The organism is Paenibacillus sp. FSL L8-0470, from assembly GCF_038008625.1.
GTDB lineage: Bacteria > Bacillota > Bacilli > Paenibacillales > Paenibacillaceae > Paenibacillus_AQ.
Window position 1 is genome coordinate 2,891,623 of sequence record NZ_JBBOZM010000001.1, and the last position, 17,209, is coordinate 2,908,831.

A 17,209-nucleotide genomic window follows, 5' to 3' on the forward strand; every position below is an offset into this window, starting at 1 on the left:
GCATTTTTCTTTGTTTTACAATGAGAGCTGTAAACAACCGTAATTGGCCGCAGGGTTATGCCCTGCATTAAGCCATCAATTAGTTAGAGGGGGATTTATTGTGAGAAAATCTTTGTACAAAGCGGGCTTTACCTTAGCAGGCACTCTGATGCTGACTCTGTCCATTACAGCATGCGGATCAGAGAATTCAGCAGAGAACAGCGGAGCGGCCGTAACAGCAGACTCGGGAAATGCCGCACCTGCTGCCAAGGCGCCGGTGAAAATTTCTTATCTTACATTCCGGGTCGGCACGCATGCGTCAGCCAAGATGGAGGAAGAACAGATCAAGCAGTTTAATGCCAAGTATGGTAATGAAGTGGAGGTTGTGGTTGAAGAAATACCAAGTGATGCCGCATATGTTGACAAAATTAAAATTCTGGCAGCCTCCGGAGATGTTCCGGATGTCGTCATGGGCAAAGACGGAATTAATGACGTTTTAATCAAAGGTAATCTTGCAACCCCTTTCAATGATTATTTAGACAAGGACCCGGAATGGAAGGCAGCCATCGGAGAAGATGCGCTTGCTTCCAATACCCGGGACGGAAAGATCTGGTCGATCAGCGATCAGAAGCAGAATATCGGTTATTTCTACAATAAAGAAATGTTCGAGCAGGCAGGGATCAAGCCGGCGGAAACATGGGATGAATTCATGAGCAACAACGAGAAGCTGAAGGCTGCTGGCTTTGTTCCACTGGCACTGATGACCGGGGAGAATGCCTGGACGACGAATCTGATTCTTGCTGCAATGATCGGCACTAACGGGGATAACGGCAAATCGTTCATGAACACACTACACCCTGCCGACTTCAATACGCCCGAAATGATTCAGGCACTTACCATGATGAAGGAGATATTGGAGAAGTATGCGACGAAGGATGCGCTTGGCGCCGGATATGCCAATGCAGCCAACGCCTTCTGCCAGAGCAAGGCGGCTATGATTGCCAATGGTCCCTGGATGATTGGAGATTTCAGCGATCCGACTAAAAGCAGTAAAGATTTCGATAAAAAAGTGGGTGTTGCAGCGTATCCGAATAACAGCCTGATTTCCACCTATGAGGTTGGCTATATGATCGGAGCCAAAACGCCGGAAACCCGCGAAGCCGCTGAGAAATTCATCCGTTTCAAGACGGGGCTTGAGGGACAGGCCATCGCGCTTGAATATGGAAATGTGATGCCGGTATCGAATGAGATTCAGCCTTCGGATGCTCTTAAACAGAAATATCCGATTATTGTTGAATCTATAACGGTAGCGCAAAAGACACAGCTTCATTATCGAACACTTGACTCCATCGTCTATCCGAACGTAACGGATGCCTGGAAGAACCTTTATCCCAAGCTGGTCTCCAGCCGGTCAACGGCAGAAGAGATTGCCAAGGAACTGACGGATATTGCAGCCAAAAATAAATAAACAGTAAGCTGAGGATTGGGGAGGACTATATGGATGGTTAGGAAAAATAGGGGGTATATCGCGCTTTTCCTGTTGCCGACTGTAGCATTGTTTATTATTGTCTATGCCGTCTCGCTTGTCATTCTGTTCGGTACGTCTTTTACGGAATGGTCGGCCGGACGAAAACCGGTGTTTACCGGTCTCGCTAACTATATTCAGCTGTTTACTGACGATTCTGATTTTCGCAAGAGTGCTCTGAATACAGGTGTTTGGGTTGTGCTCCAGTCCACAATCCACGTGGCCACCGGCACAATTTTCGCAATTATTCTCAGTATGAAAGAATTCTACTGGAAGTTTGCACGCACGGTTTACATGTTTCCCAACATTATCTCGGGCGCAGCTGTGGGTATGCTGTTTCTGTGTATGCTCAATCCTGAGTTCGGTGCGGTGAACAGTATTGCCCGTTTGTTTGGGAATGCGGATTATGCTCAGAACTGGTTCATGGATTATGCAACAGCCTTCTTCTCTGTCACTATGACCTGGTTGCCCTATGCGGCGGTCGTCACCATTCTGATCCTGGCCGAGATCGCAGCCATTCCGGAAAGTCTCTTTGAATCGGCGCGTATCGACGGGGCCAGCAACCTGAAGATCAATCTGTACATCATCATTCCGATGCTGCGTAATATTATCGGCACCTGCGTGATTCTGGCCGGAACAAGCATGCTGCAGAAGATGGATATTATATTGATGACGACTGGCGGCGGACCCGGCAATGAAACAATGAATTTGCCCATTTATATTTACAAGACCGCACTCATGGACAACAACTTCGGTTATTCCAATTCAGTGGGCGTCTTCCTAATCGGCTTTGGCTTGATCTTTGTCCTGCTGTGCCGAAATCTGTTCAGAATAGGCAGCTCCCAAAACTGAATGGAGCGGATGGGGTGAGAATGTTGAAACAAGGTTTGGCTGTACTTAAATACGGGTTTGTGCTCCTGATTGTCCTGTTGTCGCTGGGTCCGTTCCTGTGGGTGCTGATGGCTTCGTTTAAGACCAATGCCGAGATTTTGAGCAATTCGCTCGGCTGGCCAAGCAGCTTCCGCTTTTCAAATTACGCCATGGCCTTCAAAATTGCGCCGATTTCCCGGTTCTACGTCAACAGTGTAATCGTGGGGATCTTCGGAACAGTATTGAACCTGCTTCTGCTCGGAATGGCAGCCTATGTCCTGGCGCGCTTTCAATTCCGCGGCAAGAAGCTGCTGATGGGAGCGTTCTCCCTTTCTCTGCTGATTCCCGGCGCAGCGATGCTGCAGCCGCTATACTTGACGGTTAACGCGCTTGGGCTGTACGACAAGCTGATTGGACTTATTATCGTGTATACCGGCTTTGGATTGCCGGTCTCGCTCTATATTCTATCAAGCTATTTCCTGACAATTCCCAAGGAAATGGAGGAATCGGCTTACCTGGATGGTGCCAGCTTCATCCAGACATTCTTCAGAATTATTCTGCCCATATCGAAGCCGGGCTTCGGCACGGCGGGTGTGATGCAGTTTCTGCTCTGCTGGAATGAATTTCAATTCGCTATAATTCTGACGACGGGCAATCAAAGCCGGACACTGCCGCTTGCGCTCTATTATTTCAAAAGCCAGTTTGCCAGTGATTACGGCGTCATGTTTGCGGCCACGATGGTCGTCATTATTCCGAGTATCCTGGTTTATATGCTGCTGCAGGAGCAGGTTGTATCCGGACTTGCAGCGGGAGCGGTCAAGGGATGATGAACCGGATGGTGACTGAAGGAAAAATACAGGAGAAACTGAGGGGTTGCAGATGAATGAGGAAAACCTGTGGTGCCTGAAAGAAAACGGGTATCAGGCCGGACTGCATAAGCATTATGAGGGGCTCTTTACCCAGGGGAACGGCTACATGCATGTCCGTGGAAGTTTTGAGGAGGGATGCAGCGATGCGCCCCAGGATGAGGAATATCTGCGCTTTCCCGATAACGTCACGCTTGAGAAGCCGCGGCATCCCAAGTCCAAGCAGGGAACCTTCATTCCGGGCATTGTCGGCCGGCATCCGCTGCTGAAGGAGGAGATTGTCAATCTCCCTTATTATCTGGGGCTTGAATTTCGGTCGGCAGGCGAGTGTCTGAATATGGACCGCTGCCGGATCAGCGGTTACAGACGTTGGCTGGATCTGCGGGATGGAAGCCTTCATCGTTCATTTATATGGGAAACGGCAGAGGGCATGCAGCTTCATTGTACCTTTAACCGGTACATCAGCATGGCGGATCCCCATCTTTGCGTCCAGCGGGTACAGCTTGAGGTGCTGTCAGGCGAAGGCAGGCTGGAGGTGAAAGCCACCCTCCGGGCTGATGTGCGCACCAATGGAATGAATCATTTTGCCCGGATAGTTCCCTCGGCGGAATCAGAGGGCAGCCTGTCACTCGAAACCCTGACGGAGGAGGGCAATCAAATCTTCATGCTGTCCGCGCTGGAAACCTCTGAAGCGGTGAACTGGCAGGCAGAACATACCCGGGTGATGGCTGCGCTCCGCGGGGAATGCAGCTTGCAGACCGGTGACCGGCTGACTGTAAGCAAGCTGACTGCGGTAACGACGGACCGGGATATGAAGGAGGGAACAGCCCGCAGCAGGGCGCTAACGCAGCTCAGCCGCGCACGCGTTTTAGGCTGTGACCAGCTGTATAACCGGCATGCTGACAGCTGGAAGAGCAAGTGGCAGGCAGCTGATATCCGCATTAAGGGTGATGATCTGGCACAAGTAAGCGTCCGCGCTTCTCTGTATCATCTGATCCGCTCCAATGCGGAACAGGATGCACGGGTGGCGATCTGTGCCAAAGGTTATGCCGGCGAGGCCTATTTCGGCAGGTATTTCTGGGATACAGAGATCAACCTGCTGCCCTTCTACCTGCACACCAACCCGCAGGCTGCCCGCAATCTGCTTCTGTTCCGCTACAATACGCTCGAAGGAGCCAGATGCAATGCACGGAAATATGGATACCGGGGAGCGCGGTATGCCTGGGAGTCCTCGCTAAGCGGGGAAGAGCAATGTGCCAACTGGCAGTACGCTGATCACGAAATACATATAACAGCGGATATAGTCTATGCGTTATTCCACTACGTGAGAGCTACAGGAGATAATGAATTTCTGGAGCGCTATGGCATTGATATTCTGGTTGAGACGGCCCGTTATTGGTGTGACCGGGTGGATTGGAACCGGGAGGGGGCTTGCGAGCTGCTCGCTGTTATGGGGCCGGACGAATATCTGCCCTTTACCCGCAACAATGCCTTCACCAACCGCATGGTCAAATTCAGCCTGGAGCAGACCGTTGCTTGTCTGGACAGCCTGCAAGGCAGTAAGCCGGACAGCTATGCGGCAGCGGCAGAGCTGCTGGATATTCGTCCCGTTGAACGGGAGCTTTTCCGGCACACGGCGGAGAAGCTGAGGCTGCCTTATGACAGCCTGACGGAGATTGTTCCGCAATCCGACGATTTCGGCTCCTATGCAGATGTGGATTTTGCAAGTCTCTGGACCGACAGGTCCAGGCCCTTTGGCCATTTTATTTCCCAGGAGCGCAATTATCGCTCCAAGGCGTTAAAGCAGGCGGATGTTCTGGAATTAATGCTGCTGTTTCCACAGGAATTCTCCCGGGAGCAGATGAAAGCGTCCTATGCGTATTATGAGCCGATCACGACCCATGATTCCTCCTTGTCAGCGGCGGTTCACGGCATTGTGGCATCCTGGCTGAATCAAAAGGAGGAAGCGGGAGATTTTCTGCAGCAGGTGATGGCTATCGATCTCTCCTTGGAGAAAAAGGGTGCTGCTGAGGGGATTCACATCGCCAATTGCGGGGGCCTGTGGCAGCTCATCGTTTACGGCTTTGCCGGTTTGACGAGTGCGATGTGGAGCGAGACCCTTCACCTGCAACCCCGGCTGCCTGAGGGCTGGGAGGAGCTGAGCTTCCAGATCGTTTGGCGAGGGGAGCGCTACCGGGTAACGGTTAATCCAGGTGCTTATGAAGTGCATAAGCTGGACGGGAGGGAGGAAGCTATTGCGAGCAAAACCATTTGAGGCAGCCATCTTTGATTTAGACGGGGTCATTGTCGATACCGCAAAATTTCACTACAATGCCTGGAAGCGTCTTGCCGGGGAGTTAGGGTTCGCTTTCAGCGAAAGAGAGAATGAGCAGCTGAAGGGCGTCAGCCGCATGGAGTCGCTTGAACTTCTGCTTCTGGCCGGCGGGATAACGGAGGTAACGCCGGAGCGGAAGGAGGCGCTGGCTTCCCGGAAAAATGAGTGGTACAAGGAGTTCCTGGCAACGCTTACGCCCGCTGATGTATTGCCCGGTGTCCGCGACTTTCTTGGCCATTTGCGCTCATGCGGAATCAAAACAGGGATTGCATCGGCAAGCAAAAACGCTCCTTTTATTTTGGACCAAGTGAACATCAGGCCACTGTTTGACGTGGTGGTGGACGGGAACAGCATTGTCAGGGCGAAGCCGGATCCGGAGGTATTCCTGCAGGCCGCCCGGCTGATCAGTGTAGCCCCGGCCGCCTGTTTTGTCTTTGAAGATGCGGCAGCCGGTGTAGAAGGTGCAATCCGGGCGGGCATGCGCGTTGTCGGCATCGGAGACGGGCGGCTGCTTACCCGCGCTCATCTTACCATCACCAGCTTTGAACAGCTTGAACCCGTGTTTCTGATGAGCCATATGGGGATAACCGGTTCCACCGGATGGGGAGACGGCCCGAATGGACAATGAGCGGATAACCGTATTGACGCTGACACGGATGCAGCCGGGTATTCCGCAGGCGCTGCCGGAAGGCGGATTTGTCACCCTTACGCTTGTTACAGATTGCTTTGGCTCACAGCTTAATCTGCTGACTATATCCAATGGCAGACTTGTCTTTACAGTGATTCTGGAACGGGGGATGGACATTGGGGAAATCAGGCTGGATTCTGAGAAGATCAGCTGGGAGCGTGATGAGCGGCATCTGCTGCATCCGGAGCACGTGGATCTGTCCGACAATGAGCATTCGGGCTGGGATTCAGGCTTCTATGCGGCCGTGGCTGCTATAGGGCCTGAAATCTTCGGCACCCCGGATCAGGTAAGAACCGTCCATGGGACCGGGTCTTATTCCCCGGCGTTGCCGGAATCGGTACGGCTGATCTGGGATGAGCGGCAAATCTGTCTGGAGGGCAACGTTCCCGTGAGAGGATATGGAGCATCGCCTGTGTATGAAAAAACAATCCGGATCGTAACAAATTACAGGGCAGCTGCGCTGTTCCGGGAGGATACGGTGCGGAATTTAACGGATACCGCCCAACCGGTTGATGACGGATATCATATCCAGCTGGCAGGGGCTTTTATATCGGGAGGCGGAAGTTATGTTCTGCCGGTCTCGTCCTCCAAAATGCTGCTCCGCGATTCTGCTCCGCCTGAGAAGGATCCTTTTGCCATTTACGATTCGAGAACCAGGCTGGACCCGATCCGCTGTTATCAATATGTTCCTGAACCCGTGGAAGGGCTGGCCGTTCTGCCGCAGGTCCGCGATTATTGTGGTGCCGCAGGCGGGGGCCTGGAGTTGACGGCCGAAATGCTGGTGAACACAGGACAAGATGCCGCGGCTTATGTGATTCGTTCTCTGCAATGTTATCCCCGTTCACTAGTTGCCAAACGGGCGATCGGGGACAGCATGTATGCTCTAGAGCCTTGTAAAACCAGACCCAATTCCTTGAAGCAAAAAACGATAGACGGTGAAATTGTCTATATCGGGCCCCGCGGCCAGTGTACCGGCTGGATCATCTTGGGGGCGACTCGTGATCCGCAGGAGATTACAACCCTTACGGGCTTGATCCGAAGTGCGGCAAAGTGAATCATGTCAGGAGCACAGACTCCATCTAGGTTCAAATGAAACGAAATAAACCAGTCACCGGCGGAGTTCCGGTGACTGGTTATTTAACTTTTAGTTTTCAGCAGGGTTATCCTCAAAGGTTGCTTTTGCAGTTAGTGGACTGGGATGCTGTGTGACCGGTGCGGAGCTGTCAACAATGTTGACGGTGAACTTGAACGGATTCCCTTTATCAAAGGAAATTATAAATTCCGTCTGGTTGCCGCTTTCAAGTCCAAGTGCAGTCAGATAATCGCTGCGGAGGGTCAAAACATCTCCGGTGATGAAGTAGCCATCCGGGGTAACCGGATTTTCATTGTATACCACTCCGGTCACAGAGCTTGCAATATTCCATGTGATACCGGTGCTTACATCACCGGGTGCACGCAGATCATAAGTTGCACCTTCGGGACTCAGTTCCGGATCAGCTTCGCTTACGGCGGTGTCAGATGCCTGTAGTCCGGTCAATGCGCTGATCTCACTATTGCTGAGGTTGCGAATTTCAATTTTCATGCGTTGATTATCCTTGGCCTGGTCATCAGCTAACCTTACTGCTGCACCGTCACTTTTGGATGCTCCTTCTACAGTGATTACTTTATTATTACTTTTGTTAACTATTTTATAGTAGTCACCGCTGTTTTCCAGCTTCCACTGCTGAGTATCCGGTATGGATCCGGAAGCTTTTGTATTCTGACAGAGCTGCTGTATGGCTGAACCGGGAAGAATGTCGAGAACATGACCGCTTTGAACTGACTGTATTTGGTAATATCCTGTACCGAGATCCAAAAATCTCCACAGCTGATTATTTCCGTCGCCATTGGCCCACTGGTTAATCACCGCTAGCGGATTACTGGAAACTCTGTCCACATCCAACGCTTTTCCGCTGTGCTTTGGCTGGATTTTAACCATTTTTTCAGGAATAATTTTCTTGGCAGTCGAACTCATAAATCCGCCGCTGCTTTTATCAATGGTGAGACTGTCGATATTGAATCTTCCGGTATCTCCTTCTTCACGGATAAATTCAATTGTATTTTTTCCGGCGCTTAAGTTCACTGACTCTGTTCTGTTAGTCCACGTATCCCAGTTCGCTGTAGGAGGTAAGGACACTTGTTTAATTCTCTGTCCGTTAACATACATCGTCATTGTTATATTGGAACTCTGAGCGCCGGAATATCGCAATGTTGACGAATAGGCAGCCGTATTGGGGACATTTACTTCAAACTTGACCGCATCACCTGTTTGCTCAAATCCGCCTGCAAATCCGTTGCCTTCATACCATAAATGATCTTTGGCAATCTTCAGGCTGCCTGATCTGGCTGCTTCTTCTGCCTGATACCTCCAGGGAGTACGTTTGTTAAGATGAATACTGTCAATATTTATTATGCCTGAATTGTCCGCTTCATTTTTATACGTGATCGTGTTTTTCCCCTCTTTCAGGCTTAAAGTCTCAAGCTGCTCCTTCCAGACAGTAAGTCCGCCGGTGACCGGGAGGGTGATGTGTTTAATCTTAGTGCCATTCAAATACAGGCCTAAGGTTGTACCTGCAGCTTCTTTTGCATATCTCAGCTTCACATCATAAGACGCCGCATTTTCAACATTTACAGAAAACTCCACGGATGAGTTCGCTCTGGATAGCCCGGTTACATAACCGGTCCCCATATTGCCGTCTTTTGCGTAAACGACTGCAGCGTCATTCGGGCCTGTAATTTTTGCATCTTCGGCTCCATAATGCCAGGTAGCTGCTTCGGTTACTGTTATATAGTCAAGATTGACATTGCCGGTGTCGCCAGCGTCATATTTATACATGATCGTATTTTCCCCTTCTTTCAGGAAAACATTGTCATAACGGCCGGCCCAGTTGTTCCAGCTTTTTAAACTAAAGAAATCTACCTGCTTAATTTTTTGCCCGTTTACATACATACTCAGAGTTCTGTCATCATTAAACCCTAAGCTGTAGCCCAGTTTAACCGAATAGCTGCCTGCAGCAGCGGCATTTACCTTGAAGGTGACTGCAGAGTTGGAAATCCACAATCCTCCGGCAAAACCGGTTCCGCTGTACCCCGGATGATCTGAATCTACCTTTGCATTTCCGGACAGCACGGCATTTTCTGCCTCATACAGGGTGTTTCTTTTTATAATCATGGCATCCAGAGCCAAAGGACTCTTGCCGGAAAGACGGATCGTGTTGCTTCCGGCGTTAAGCTTAATGTTATATACTGATTTAATATCGAAGTTTGCCGCAAATCCTGCATTAGAGGCAAAGGAAAGATCCCGGGCAGCCTCTTGGTTGACGCCTAATTTCATGGTAACAGCATTCGCCGTATTATTATTGTATCTGAAATCCAGGGAGTAGGTTCCTGTAGCGTTCGTGTTTACGGTAAACTCCACATAGTCATTGTCACTGCTGTTATTGAATTTTTCATATACGCTGCTCGAAGCAAAAGCACTTTTTCCAACTACTTTTGAAACTCCTGACAACCTTGCATCCTCAGCTTCATAAATTTCGCTTTTTTCCTCTCCTGAGGGTCTGCCCAGAACGGTGCCGGGATTTGAAGGAATTCCGGGATTTATGAAATCATTATCATTCCAATTTATACGTTGAGCTCTTATTCCTCTGTTTCCGCCGCCTTGTCCATGGGTCGGTATGCCATGGTACATGATCCAATCCTCTGTACCGTCCTCGGACTTAAGGAACAAAGGCGATCCCGGTCCATAAGAACTGTTTTCATCCGATCGTTTCATGACAGGTTCAGGATGTTTCTTCCAGGATTCGGCTTTCATAACATCAGATGTTGCATCAGCTACGGATACGCCGACAGAATAGTTATCATTCATAAAGCTGCTTGCGGAATAGGCGAAATAGATCTTGCCGTTTCGTTCAACTACTGCAGCGCCCTCATTTATACTGTCGTGATGCTTTTCCCAGTCATATTGCGGCATTGCCACTGTACCTTCTTCGCCTTCCAATGTCCACGGGTTCTTCATTTTGACAATCGTTGGACTCTCGTCAAATTTGGTTTTTGCAGGATCATTAGGGTCAGGGAAATAGTAGTATTTTGTATAGGTGAAGTAGCTTTCCCCTTTAATGGATACAACGCCGCATGCCAAACCATAGCCTTGCGTATTCAGAAGTCCCTTCTTGGTGGTAATCTGACCATCGCTGTCTGCATTAGCGGATTCTCCCTTGAGCTCCCAGGTTCCTTCAAAAGGATCGGGAGAGGAGTTCTCCAGGACGTAGGAACTTGGATGTCCATATCCAAAGCTTTTCTCTGGACCTGAAGAGAAATAAAGATACCATTTTCCTTCCAGTCTATATATATATGGACCCCACACAAACCCAAAATTACTCGGTTTCTTCCAAACGATTTTGCTTTTTGCAGTGGATACGCCGAGAATGGTTTCATGTCTTTTTAATGTGATATTATTATCGCCAGAAAAAGCTGAATAGTAATAACCGTCCGCAGCCCTGGCAATTGTAGGATCAGCACCTCCCATAAGCGGGTTAACATAGTTAGAGGTTACATCTGCACTAGAGATGCCTGCCAGCATTAATGAAAGTATTATCACAAAGGGTAAGATCAATAAACTTTTTTTCTTCATCGTAATCTCCTTCTCTGCTCAATTTTAATGCTTCCGGCTGGACGCGCCTCCTTAAGGTTAAGGGTTGCCCGATGAAACCGCTTACTTTTGTAGCGCTACACGTCCATTATAAAATAAAAGCGGAACCGTTTTTCTGCATCATGTTTTGCGATATTTTGAGGGATTATATTTGCCGGAGAAGAGTCTTGAACCGGAATCCGGTCTTTTTGCATTTTTTTTAGCTTTCTTATGTTATTTTGACTGCCGTATCTGTTACGCGGACGCAAAATAAGGACAGCTGGCCCAATACGGGCACAAGCTATCCTTGTTATGTGTGGAATGCCTCAGATCAATTCCTGTCTCCGCTTCAGATACAGATACAGCACAATTCCTGACACCGAGCAGATTGCAGCGCATAATCCGATGAAGCCATAGCCTGCCTGCAGGCCGCGCAGCAGACCAAGCTCTGTTGTACTGCCATACATGGCTTTGACGATTTCAATAACCCAGCCGATCAGATAATTGCCTATGACACTTCCGAGTCCCATCAGGGTGACAACGAAGGTAATGGCGGTGTCGCTTCCATTGGGGTAGCGGCGCGCAATAAAGGCCATAACAGTAGGATAGATGATGGCGATTCCTGCTCCGGACAAGGCGAACAGGAAGGCGAGGCTTTCCCCGCCGGCCAGGGCTACAAAGGTACAAAGTGCCGAGAACAGTGAGAAGATAATCAGGGAGAGCACAAAGCCGATTTTGTCCGTCAGCGGGCCGATCAGCAATCTTCCCAGGGAGAAGAGGAGGAAGAAGGATGAGAGCAGGCCGGAGGCCTTGACGGTATCCCAGGCATAAGCTTTTTCCAGAAAGTTAACCAGCCAGCCGCCCACCGCAAGCTCGGAAACGACGCCGAACGATAGAATCATGACCATCATCCAGAGCGCCGGATCACGCATCAGGGTCTTGAAGGGGGTGCGGTCTTCATGCGGCATATCATCACCGGGAAAGGTGCTGCGCAGCGCAGACAGAATCGGCAGTAAGCAGAGCGCTAACATGACCAGATACATTCCCCGCCAGTCCAGCAGATGTCCAAACACACTCAGCGACATTACCCCTGTAGCAAGCAGCGGGGCTACGGTGGAGCTTAGTCCATAGAAGAAGTGGGATAAATTCATCATCATCCCCGTGTTTTTCACAAAAATACGTGCTCCCAGAATTGCTAGACCAATTTCCAGCATCCCGTTCCCGATGTACATCAGGAAGTAGGAGGAGGCAAATAACGGATATGTATGTGACAGGAAGATCAGCACACCCGAGATAACCATAGAAGCGAAGGCAATAATGCTGACCGCCTTGATCCCCCATTTACGAACGAGAATAGCAGTGAACGAACAAGCGATCAGATACCCCAGCGCATTCAGAGAGAGCAGTGTGCCGAGCTGCTGCTCATCGAGGTTGAAATCGAGTTGGATCCGCGGAATCGCAGGACCCTTAATATTCTCAGAGATTCCAAATACGATGAAACCTAGAAAGATAGTCACCAGTTGCATGATATAGATGTAGTTCCGTTTGCTTGCAGAATTGCTTGCTTGAGCCTTCACAGTTGACGGCCTCCTGAATTGTCAGATTTATGCGTTCTTTATTTCCGTTCAACCAATTGGAACCGGTAGGTCAGGCTTTCCATAGTTGCTGTAATGAGTCCTGTCATGTATTCCTGCCGGGTATTGTTCTGGATGATCAGCACAGGCATATGTTCCGGCGGAATAATCTTCAGACAGCCGCTGCGCAGTGCGTCCAGCATCACTGGCGACATATTATCTCCGGTGAGCACAATCGTAGCAGGATTAATAATGGTGATAATGGATACCAGGGCGTGGACAGCCAGCGGGCTGAGGTCTCCGGCGCCTTGAACCAGTGTAAGTTGCTCCTCTCTGGAGATGCCGTAAGGAAGATAGGACACCTCGCCGCTAAAGAAGCTGCTTCCGTTAAGCAGACGCCCGTTCACCATGAAGCCGGCCCCCGGATAATGGTTCTTCGGAAAAGTCATTACAGCAAAGGGGTTCTCCTCGTCCGGAAACAGCTTCTGGTACAGTCCGTAAACGGTCAGATTCATATCATTCTCGATGATGATCTCGACCTCTTCGTAGCGTTCCTTGAGCAGTATGCCGAGCGGTTGGCCGGCCAGCTCCGGCACATCACAGATTCCAATCCGGTCCAGCTGGACCACCCCGGGGATGCCGATGCCAATCGCCTGCACATTAGGGTGAGCTTCGATGATCTGATCGAGCCAGTCCGTGAGGGTAGCCACGTTAATCTGGTTGAGCACCTTATCTGTTTGCTCTATGACTTCACCGTTCAGATTCGCCAGCGCATAACTAACGGATTGCACATCGCCCTCGGAACGCACGATCATACAGATCATGAAGGAATAATCCGCGTTGAACTGATACTTTCTCGCCGGTCTGCCGCCACTTGATTCCTCCCATCCAAGTTCCAGGATTTCACCGGTACGGACCAGTTCATTCAAGATCGTGCCGCATGTGGCCACGCTCAATCTGGTCTGCTCTGCAATGGATGCTTTCGTGCCTGTGCCGGACGTGCGCAGCATGCTTTTAACCAATTCAACATTTATTTTCTTCACCAGCTGTGTATTGTGGGATGGTTGTGACATCTAGGAACCCTCCTTTGGAATATTGATTATCATGCTATTTTTTAAAAGAGTTTTAACAAGTGTATTGTAGTTACTATTCTGCGAAGAAGCAAGACATTATTATTTGGATTGAACTTGAAAACATGAAGATAGCGATGCAACGCAGCGCTAACGCAGTTCGCTCGGTGTCCGCAGCTTGACCTGTTTAAATACACGGTTGAAGGTACGGATATTGGAGAAACCGCATACCAGCGCGATATCCAGAATGCTTTTGTCCGTGCTCAGCAGCAGCCGTTCTGCCTGATTGACCCGGATACTATTGAGGTACGCGATGTAACTCATGCCCGAGATGCTTTTGAAGAAACGTGAGAAATAGAACAGGCTCATGTTGGCGTGACGTGCTGCGTCGGCAAGTGTGATGGGATGCATGTAATTGACGTCGAGGTATTCGAGGACCTCCTGCATGATCTTCATATTCGTAATGCGCCGCTTATCCTTATGAGGATTGACTATGTCCAGAGGCATATTCCGTAGAATCAATGCGCACAGCTCGTGCAGCAAACCGATCATAAGCTGTTCATGATGCGGAAGCTTCTGAACATGTTCCTGCAGCAGTTCCTGCATGATCGTGGACAGGCGGCTGTTAATGACCTCATCTTCCGGTGTGGCTGGACGGTTCTCCCTAAAAGGGGAAGTGAGCCGCATATTCAGGGGCCAGCCTGCAGGAAACCCGATCAGGGAAGGGTTAAATATAACAAAGATAAGCTTCGATTCGTTGTCCTTGCTGTCATAGTAGTGAATATCTCCGCTGCTGCAAACGGCCAGATCTCCTGCCAGAAGTACCCGTGTTTCCGAGTTGATCCCCATCCGGATCGAACCCTCCAGTACATAGATAATCTCCAGATCATTATGCCAGTGGGCCAGAAAATCTATATTTGCACTCACAAATGCAGTGAAGGGAAAAGCTGATCCATACGTTCGGTTCTCGTGAAAAGCTCTCATAATTTCTCCTGTTCCAATCTTCCGCTATTTACACATAAACTTAGCAAAAAATGACCAGTCATTCAAGCAAAATGGCGAGCAGCCGGTACCCTTTTGGATTACAATTTCTTCAGGTAGACACGGTAATTGATTCCAGGACAAAAAGGAGAGCTTGATATGGCGAAGAAAGCATTGATTGTAAAAGGCGGATGGGATGGTCATGAACCGAATGAGGTTGCAGCGATTTTTGCCGGCATTCTGGAGGCCGAAGGGTTTGAGGTTGAGGTATCGGATACGCTGGACAGCTTCAATAACGCCGAGGCGCTTAAGGAATTAAGTCTAATTGTGCCGGTGTGGACAATGGGTGAAATCGCGAATGAACAGGTGTCGTCTGTTCTTGCAGCTGTGGCTTCCGGGGTAGGCATTGCCGGTTGTCATGGCGGGATGTGCGATTCCTTCCGTAATAATACAGAATGGCAATTTTTGACCGGATCGCAGTGGGTGGCACATCCCTTCAACGATGGAGTGGATTATGAAGTGAATATTGTGAGATCCGGCTCCAGTCCGATTGTGGAAGGCATCCCGGATTTCATGGTGAAGTCAGAACAGTATTATCTGCATGTAGATCCAGCGGTAGACGTACTGGCTACAACTACTTTTGTGCTGAGCGAAGGGGAGCATTCGGCGAACGGTGTCATCACCATGCCAGTGGTATACACGAAGAAATGGGGCAAGGGCAAGGTATTCTATAATTCACTTGGACATCATGCGGATGTTTTTGATATTCCGGAAGCCAAGGAACTGATGCGTAAAGGCTTTTTGTGGGCTGCCAACTAAAACCGTGATAATAAGGGGAGAATCATTGTGCGTAAAGTGAAGGTGGGCATCGTCGGCTGCGGGAATATCAGCGGCATTTATTTTGAGAATTTGACCGGAACTTTTGTGAACACGGAGGTCTATGCCTGTTCTGATCTGGATCTGGGGCGGGCACAGCAGGCAGCGGAGAAATACGGAGTTCCTCATGTATGGACGACAGAGGAATTGCTTGCTTCGGATGAGATTGAGATTGTCGTTAATCTGACCACGCCTAATTTTCATTTCGATGTGTGCAAGCAAGCTTTATTAGCCGGTAAGCATGTGTATGTCGAGAAGCCGCTGTCGTTAACGCTTGAGAATGGAACAGAGCTTGTCCGTCTGGCACAGGAAAAGAATTTGTTCATCGGCTGTGCGCCTGACACCTTCCTCGGAGGCGGTCTGCAAACCTGCGCCAAGCTGATTGCGGACGGCTATATCGGAGAGCCGGTAGCAGCAACGGCCTTCATGCTCTGCCATGGTCATGAGAGCTGGCATCCGGACCCTGAATTCTACTATCAGGCCGGAGGCGGCCCAATGTTTGATATGGGACCGTATTATCTTACGGCTCTGGTATCTTTGCTTGGCCCGGCCAAAACGGTATGCGGCATCACCAAAACCTCTTTTCCCACACGGACGATCACCAGTGAGAAGAAGTTCGGCAAAATGGTTGATGTAGAAGTACCTACACATGTTGCCGGAACCATTGAGTTCGTCAGCGGTGCCGTGGCAACGATGATTACCAGCTTCGATGTCTGGCACAGCACATTGCCGCGGATCGAAATCTACGGATCGCAAGGTACATTGATCGTACCGGACCCTAACACCTTCGGCGGTCCGATCCTGCTGCGTCCGGCTCACAGCACAGAGTTTCAGGAGATTCCGCTGATCTACAATTATGCCGGGAACAGCAGAGGTATTGGCGTGGCGGATATGGCCCGCTGCATCGGGACAGGAGATACCCCGCGTGCAAACGGCGAGCTGGCCAATCATGTGCTTGAAATGATGCATGCGTTCCATACAAGCTCCGATACCAAGCGCTATGCGGAGCTGTCCACCAGCTGCGAGCAGCCGAAGCTGCTGCCGCTGGGTTTGGTTAAAGGGTATCTGGAGTAACAAATATACAAAACGAGAAAAAGATAAGGATAATTTATTGTGAAGCATAATAATTCTTATTTTCTCAAAAAGCAATGCCCGTTTCCGGTACTTCCGGGAACGGGATTGCTTTTTTGTATTGTATAGGAATTTATGCAAGCGGGCTCAAGACCAGTCATAATGAGGGTACAACGATCCAAGGCACACGTGAAAATATGAGATTGAAAGGGCGTGTACAAATAAATGAATTCATCTGATTCGGTTCAAGTAAATGCAAGCGGCATATTTATAAGGGTTAACCAGGTTGGATACAGTCCGGCTGCGAGTAAAATAGCCATCGTATTATCAAGCACAAACTTGAGCGGAGTCAGAAATGATGTTTTCAATTCAAATAATACCTCGGTATTAAATGCTACCATTTCCACAGCCAGTAAAGGGAGCTGGGGCGACGCGGGTGGTGCAAACTGTGCTTACGGATTATAAAGATGATATGGCCTGGGCGGCAGCCTGGGCAAACCATGAGGTTGCATCCCTTGACCCGGCTTATAAGAATACGGCCGCAAGCCGTATGAATAATCATCTGAACTTAAAAAAGAATTATGCCAACGGGCAATTCTGGAATACCAGCGATGAACCCAAGTGGGGTACGTATGAAGCCATGGGTAATAATACGATTGAAGCATTGATGTATTAGGAACTAACCGGAAACACCACGTATGCTGTTCT

General features: G+C 49.6%; 14 protein-coding genes. 10 read left to right on the top strand and 4 right to left on the bottom strand.

Going from position 1 to position 17,209, the window contains the following annotated elements:
- Window positions 1-100 precede the first annotated feature (100 nt).
- The 6 genes from NST99_RS12985 to NST99_RS13010 are packed head-to-tail and all read left to right on the top strand — an operon-like array spanning window position 101 to window position 7,317.
- Window positions 101-1,447 (top strand): ABC transporter substrate-binding protein, encoded by a 1,347-nt coding sequence (locus NST99_RS12985; RefSeq protein ID WP_341092204.1) that lies wholly within the window; start codon window positions 101-103, stop codon window positions 1,445-1,447.
- 33 nt (window positions 1,448-1,480) lie between these two features.
- Window positions 1,481-2,356, top strand: a complete 876-nt coding sequence (locus NST99_RS12990; protein ID WP_341092206.1) for a carbohydrate ABC transporter permease — start codon at window positions 1,481-1,483, stop codon at window positions 2,354-2,356.
- A gap of 20 nt (window positions 2,357-2,376) precedes the next feature.
- Window positions 2,377-3,201: a carbohydrate ABC transporter permease gene (locus NST99_RS12995; RefSeq protein ID WP_341097637.1), complete on the top strand. Its 825-nt coding sequence runs from the start codon at window positions 2,377-2,379 to the stop codon at window positions 3,199-3,201.
- A gap of 52 nt (window positions 3,202-3,253) precedes the next feature.
- On the top strand, window positions 3,254-5,515 hold the full coding sequence (locus NST99_RS13000) for a glycoside hydrolase family 65 protein (RefSeq protein WP_341092207.1): 2,262 nt from the start codon (window positions 3,254-3,256) through the stop codon (window positions 5,513-5,515).
- On the top strand, window positions 5,496-6,203 hold the full coding sequence (gene pgmB, locus NST99_RS13005; protein WP_341092209.1) for a beta-phosphoglucomutase: 708 nt from the start codon (window positions 5,496-5,498) through the stop codon (window positions 6,201-6,203). Before NST99_RS13000 ends, pgmB begins: the two co-directional genes overlap by 20 nt.
- Window positions 6,193-7,317 (top strand): DUF4432 family protein, encoded by a 1,125-nt coding sequence (locus tag NST99_RS13010; RefSeq protein ID WP_341092210.1) that lies wholly within the window; start codon window positions 6,193-6,195, stop codon window positions 7,315-7,317. Before pgmB ends, NST99_RS13010 begins: the two co-directional genes overlap by 11 nt.
- 90 nt (window positions 7,318-7,407) lie before the next feature.
- Here the strand turns inward: NST99_RS13010 and NST99_RS13015 are convergent, their stop codons facing one another.
- The 4 genes from NST99_RS13015 to NST99_RS13030 form a co-directional block, all read right to left on the bottom strand.
- On the bottom strand, window positions 7,408-10,932 hold the full coding sequence (locus NST99_RS13015; protein WP_341092212.1) for a CBM35 domain-containing protein: 3,525 nt from the start codon (window positions 10,930-10,932) through the stop codon (window positions 7,408-7,410).
- Between the two features lie 323 nt (window positions 10,933-11,255).
- Window positions 11,256-12,455 carry an MFS transporter gene (locus tag NST99_RS13020; protein WP_341097638.1) on the bottom strand — a complete coding sequence of 400 codons (1,200 nt, stop codon included), beginning with the start codon at window positions 12,453-12,455 and terminating at the stop codon, window positions 11,256-11,258.
- Between the two features lie 89 nt (window positions 12,456-12,544).
- Window positions 12,545-13,576, bottom strand: a complete 1,032-nt coding sequence (locus NST99_RS13025; RefSeq protein WP_341092214.1) for an ROK family protein — start codon at window positions 13,574-13,576, stop codon at window positions 12,545-12,547.
- A gap of 147 nt (window positions 13,577-13,723) precedes the next feature.
- Entirely contained in the window at window positions 13,724-14,500 is a 777-nt protein-coding gene (locus NST99_RS13030; RefSeq protein ID WP_341092216.1) for a helix-turn-helix transcriptional regulator, read from the bottom strand.
- A 213-nt stretch (window positions 14,501-14,713) separates the two neighbouring features.
- On the opposite strand from NST99_RS13030, the gene NST99_RS13035 reads away from it, so the two are divergent.
- The 4 genes from NST99_RS13035 (at window position 14,714) to NST99_RS13045 (ending at window position 17,177) form a co-directional block, all read left to right on the top strand.
- A complete protein-coding gene (locus tag NST99_RS13035) occupies window positions 14,714-15,373 on the top strand; it encodes a ThuA domain-containing protein (RefSeq protein WP_341092217.1) in 660 nt (219 codons plus the stop codon).
- Window positions 15,374-15,400: 27 nt separating this feature from the next.
- The gene (locus tag NST99_RS13040; RefSeq protein ID WP_341092219.1) at window positions 15,401-16,504 is read left to right on the top strand and encodes a Gfo/Idh/MocA family protein; all 1,104 of its coding nucleotides are present in this window, start codon (window positions 15,401-15,403) and stop codon (window positions 16,502-16,504) included.
- A gap of 222 nt (window positions 16,505-16,726) precedes the next feature.
- On the top strand, window positions 16,727-16,966 hold the full coding sequence (locus NST99_RS33710; protein WP_445744964.1) for a cellulase N-terminal Ig-like domain-containing protein: 240 nt from the start codon (window positions 16,727-16,729) through the stop codon (window positions 16,964-16,966).
- Entirely contained in the window at window positions 16,893-17,177 is a 285-nt protein-coding gene (locus NST99_RS13045) for a hypothetical protein (RefSeq protein ID WP_341092220.1), read from the top strand. Before NST99_RS33710 ends, NST99_RS13045 begins: the two co-directional genes overlap by 74 nt.
- Window positions 17,178-17,209: the final 32 nt, after the last annotated feature.

Excerpts from the sequence above, each read along its gene's own strand:
- NST99_RS12990 (WP_341092206.1), top strand. The coding sequence starts at position 1,481 with ATGGTTAGGAAAAATAGGGGGTATATCGCGCTTTTCCTGTTGCCGACT.
- NST99_RS12995 (WP_341097637.1), top strand. The coding sequence starts at position 2,377 with ATGTTGAAACAAGGTTTGGCTGTACTTAAATACGGGTTTGTGCTCCTG.
- NST99_RS13000 (WP_341092207.1), top strand. The coding sequence starts at position 3,254 with ATGAATGAGGAAAACCTGTGGTGCCTGAAAGAAAACGGGTATCAGGCC.
- NST99_RS13010 (WP_341092210.1), top strand. The coding sequence starts at position 6,193 with ATGGACAATGAGCGGATAACCGTATTGACGCTGACACGGATGCAGCCG.
- NST99_RS13015 (WP_341092212.1), bottom strand. The coding sequence starts at position 10,932 with ATGAAGAAAAAAAGTTTATTGATCTTACCCTTTGTGATAATACTTTCA.
- NST99_RS13020 (WP_341097638.1), bottom strand. The coding sequence starts at position 12,455 with ATGCAACTGGTGACTATCTTTCTAGGTTTCATCGTATTTGGAATCTCT.
- NST99_RS13025 (WP_341092214.1), bottom strand. The coding sequence starts at position 13,576 with ATGTCACAACCATCCCACAATACACAGCTGGTGAAGAAAATAAATGTT.
- NST99_RS13035 (WP_341092217.1), top strand. The coding sequence starts at position 14,714 with ATGGCGAAGAAAGCATTGATTGTAAAAGGCGGATGGGATGGTCATGAA.
- NST99_RS33710 (WP_445744964.1), top strand. The coding sequence starts at position 16,727 with ATGAATTCATCTGATTCGGTTCAAGTAAATGCAAGCGGCATATTTATA.
- NST99_RS13045 (WP_341092220.1), top strand. The coding sequence starts at position 16,893 with ATGCTACCATTTCCACAGCCAGTAAAGGGAGCTGGGGCGACGCGGGTG.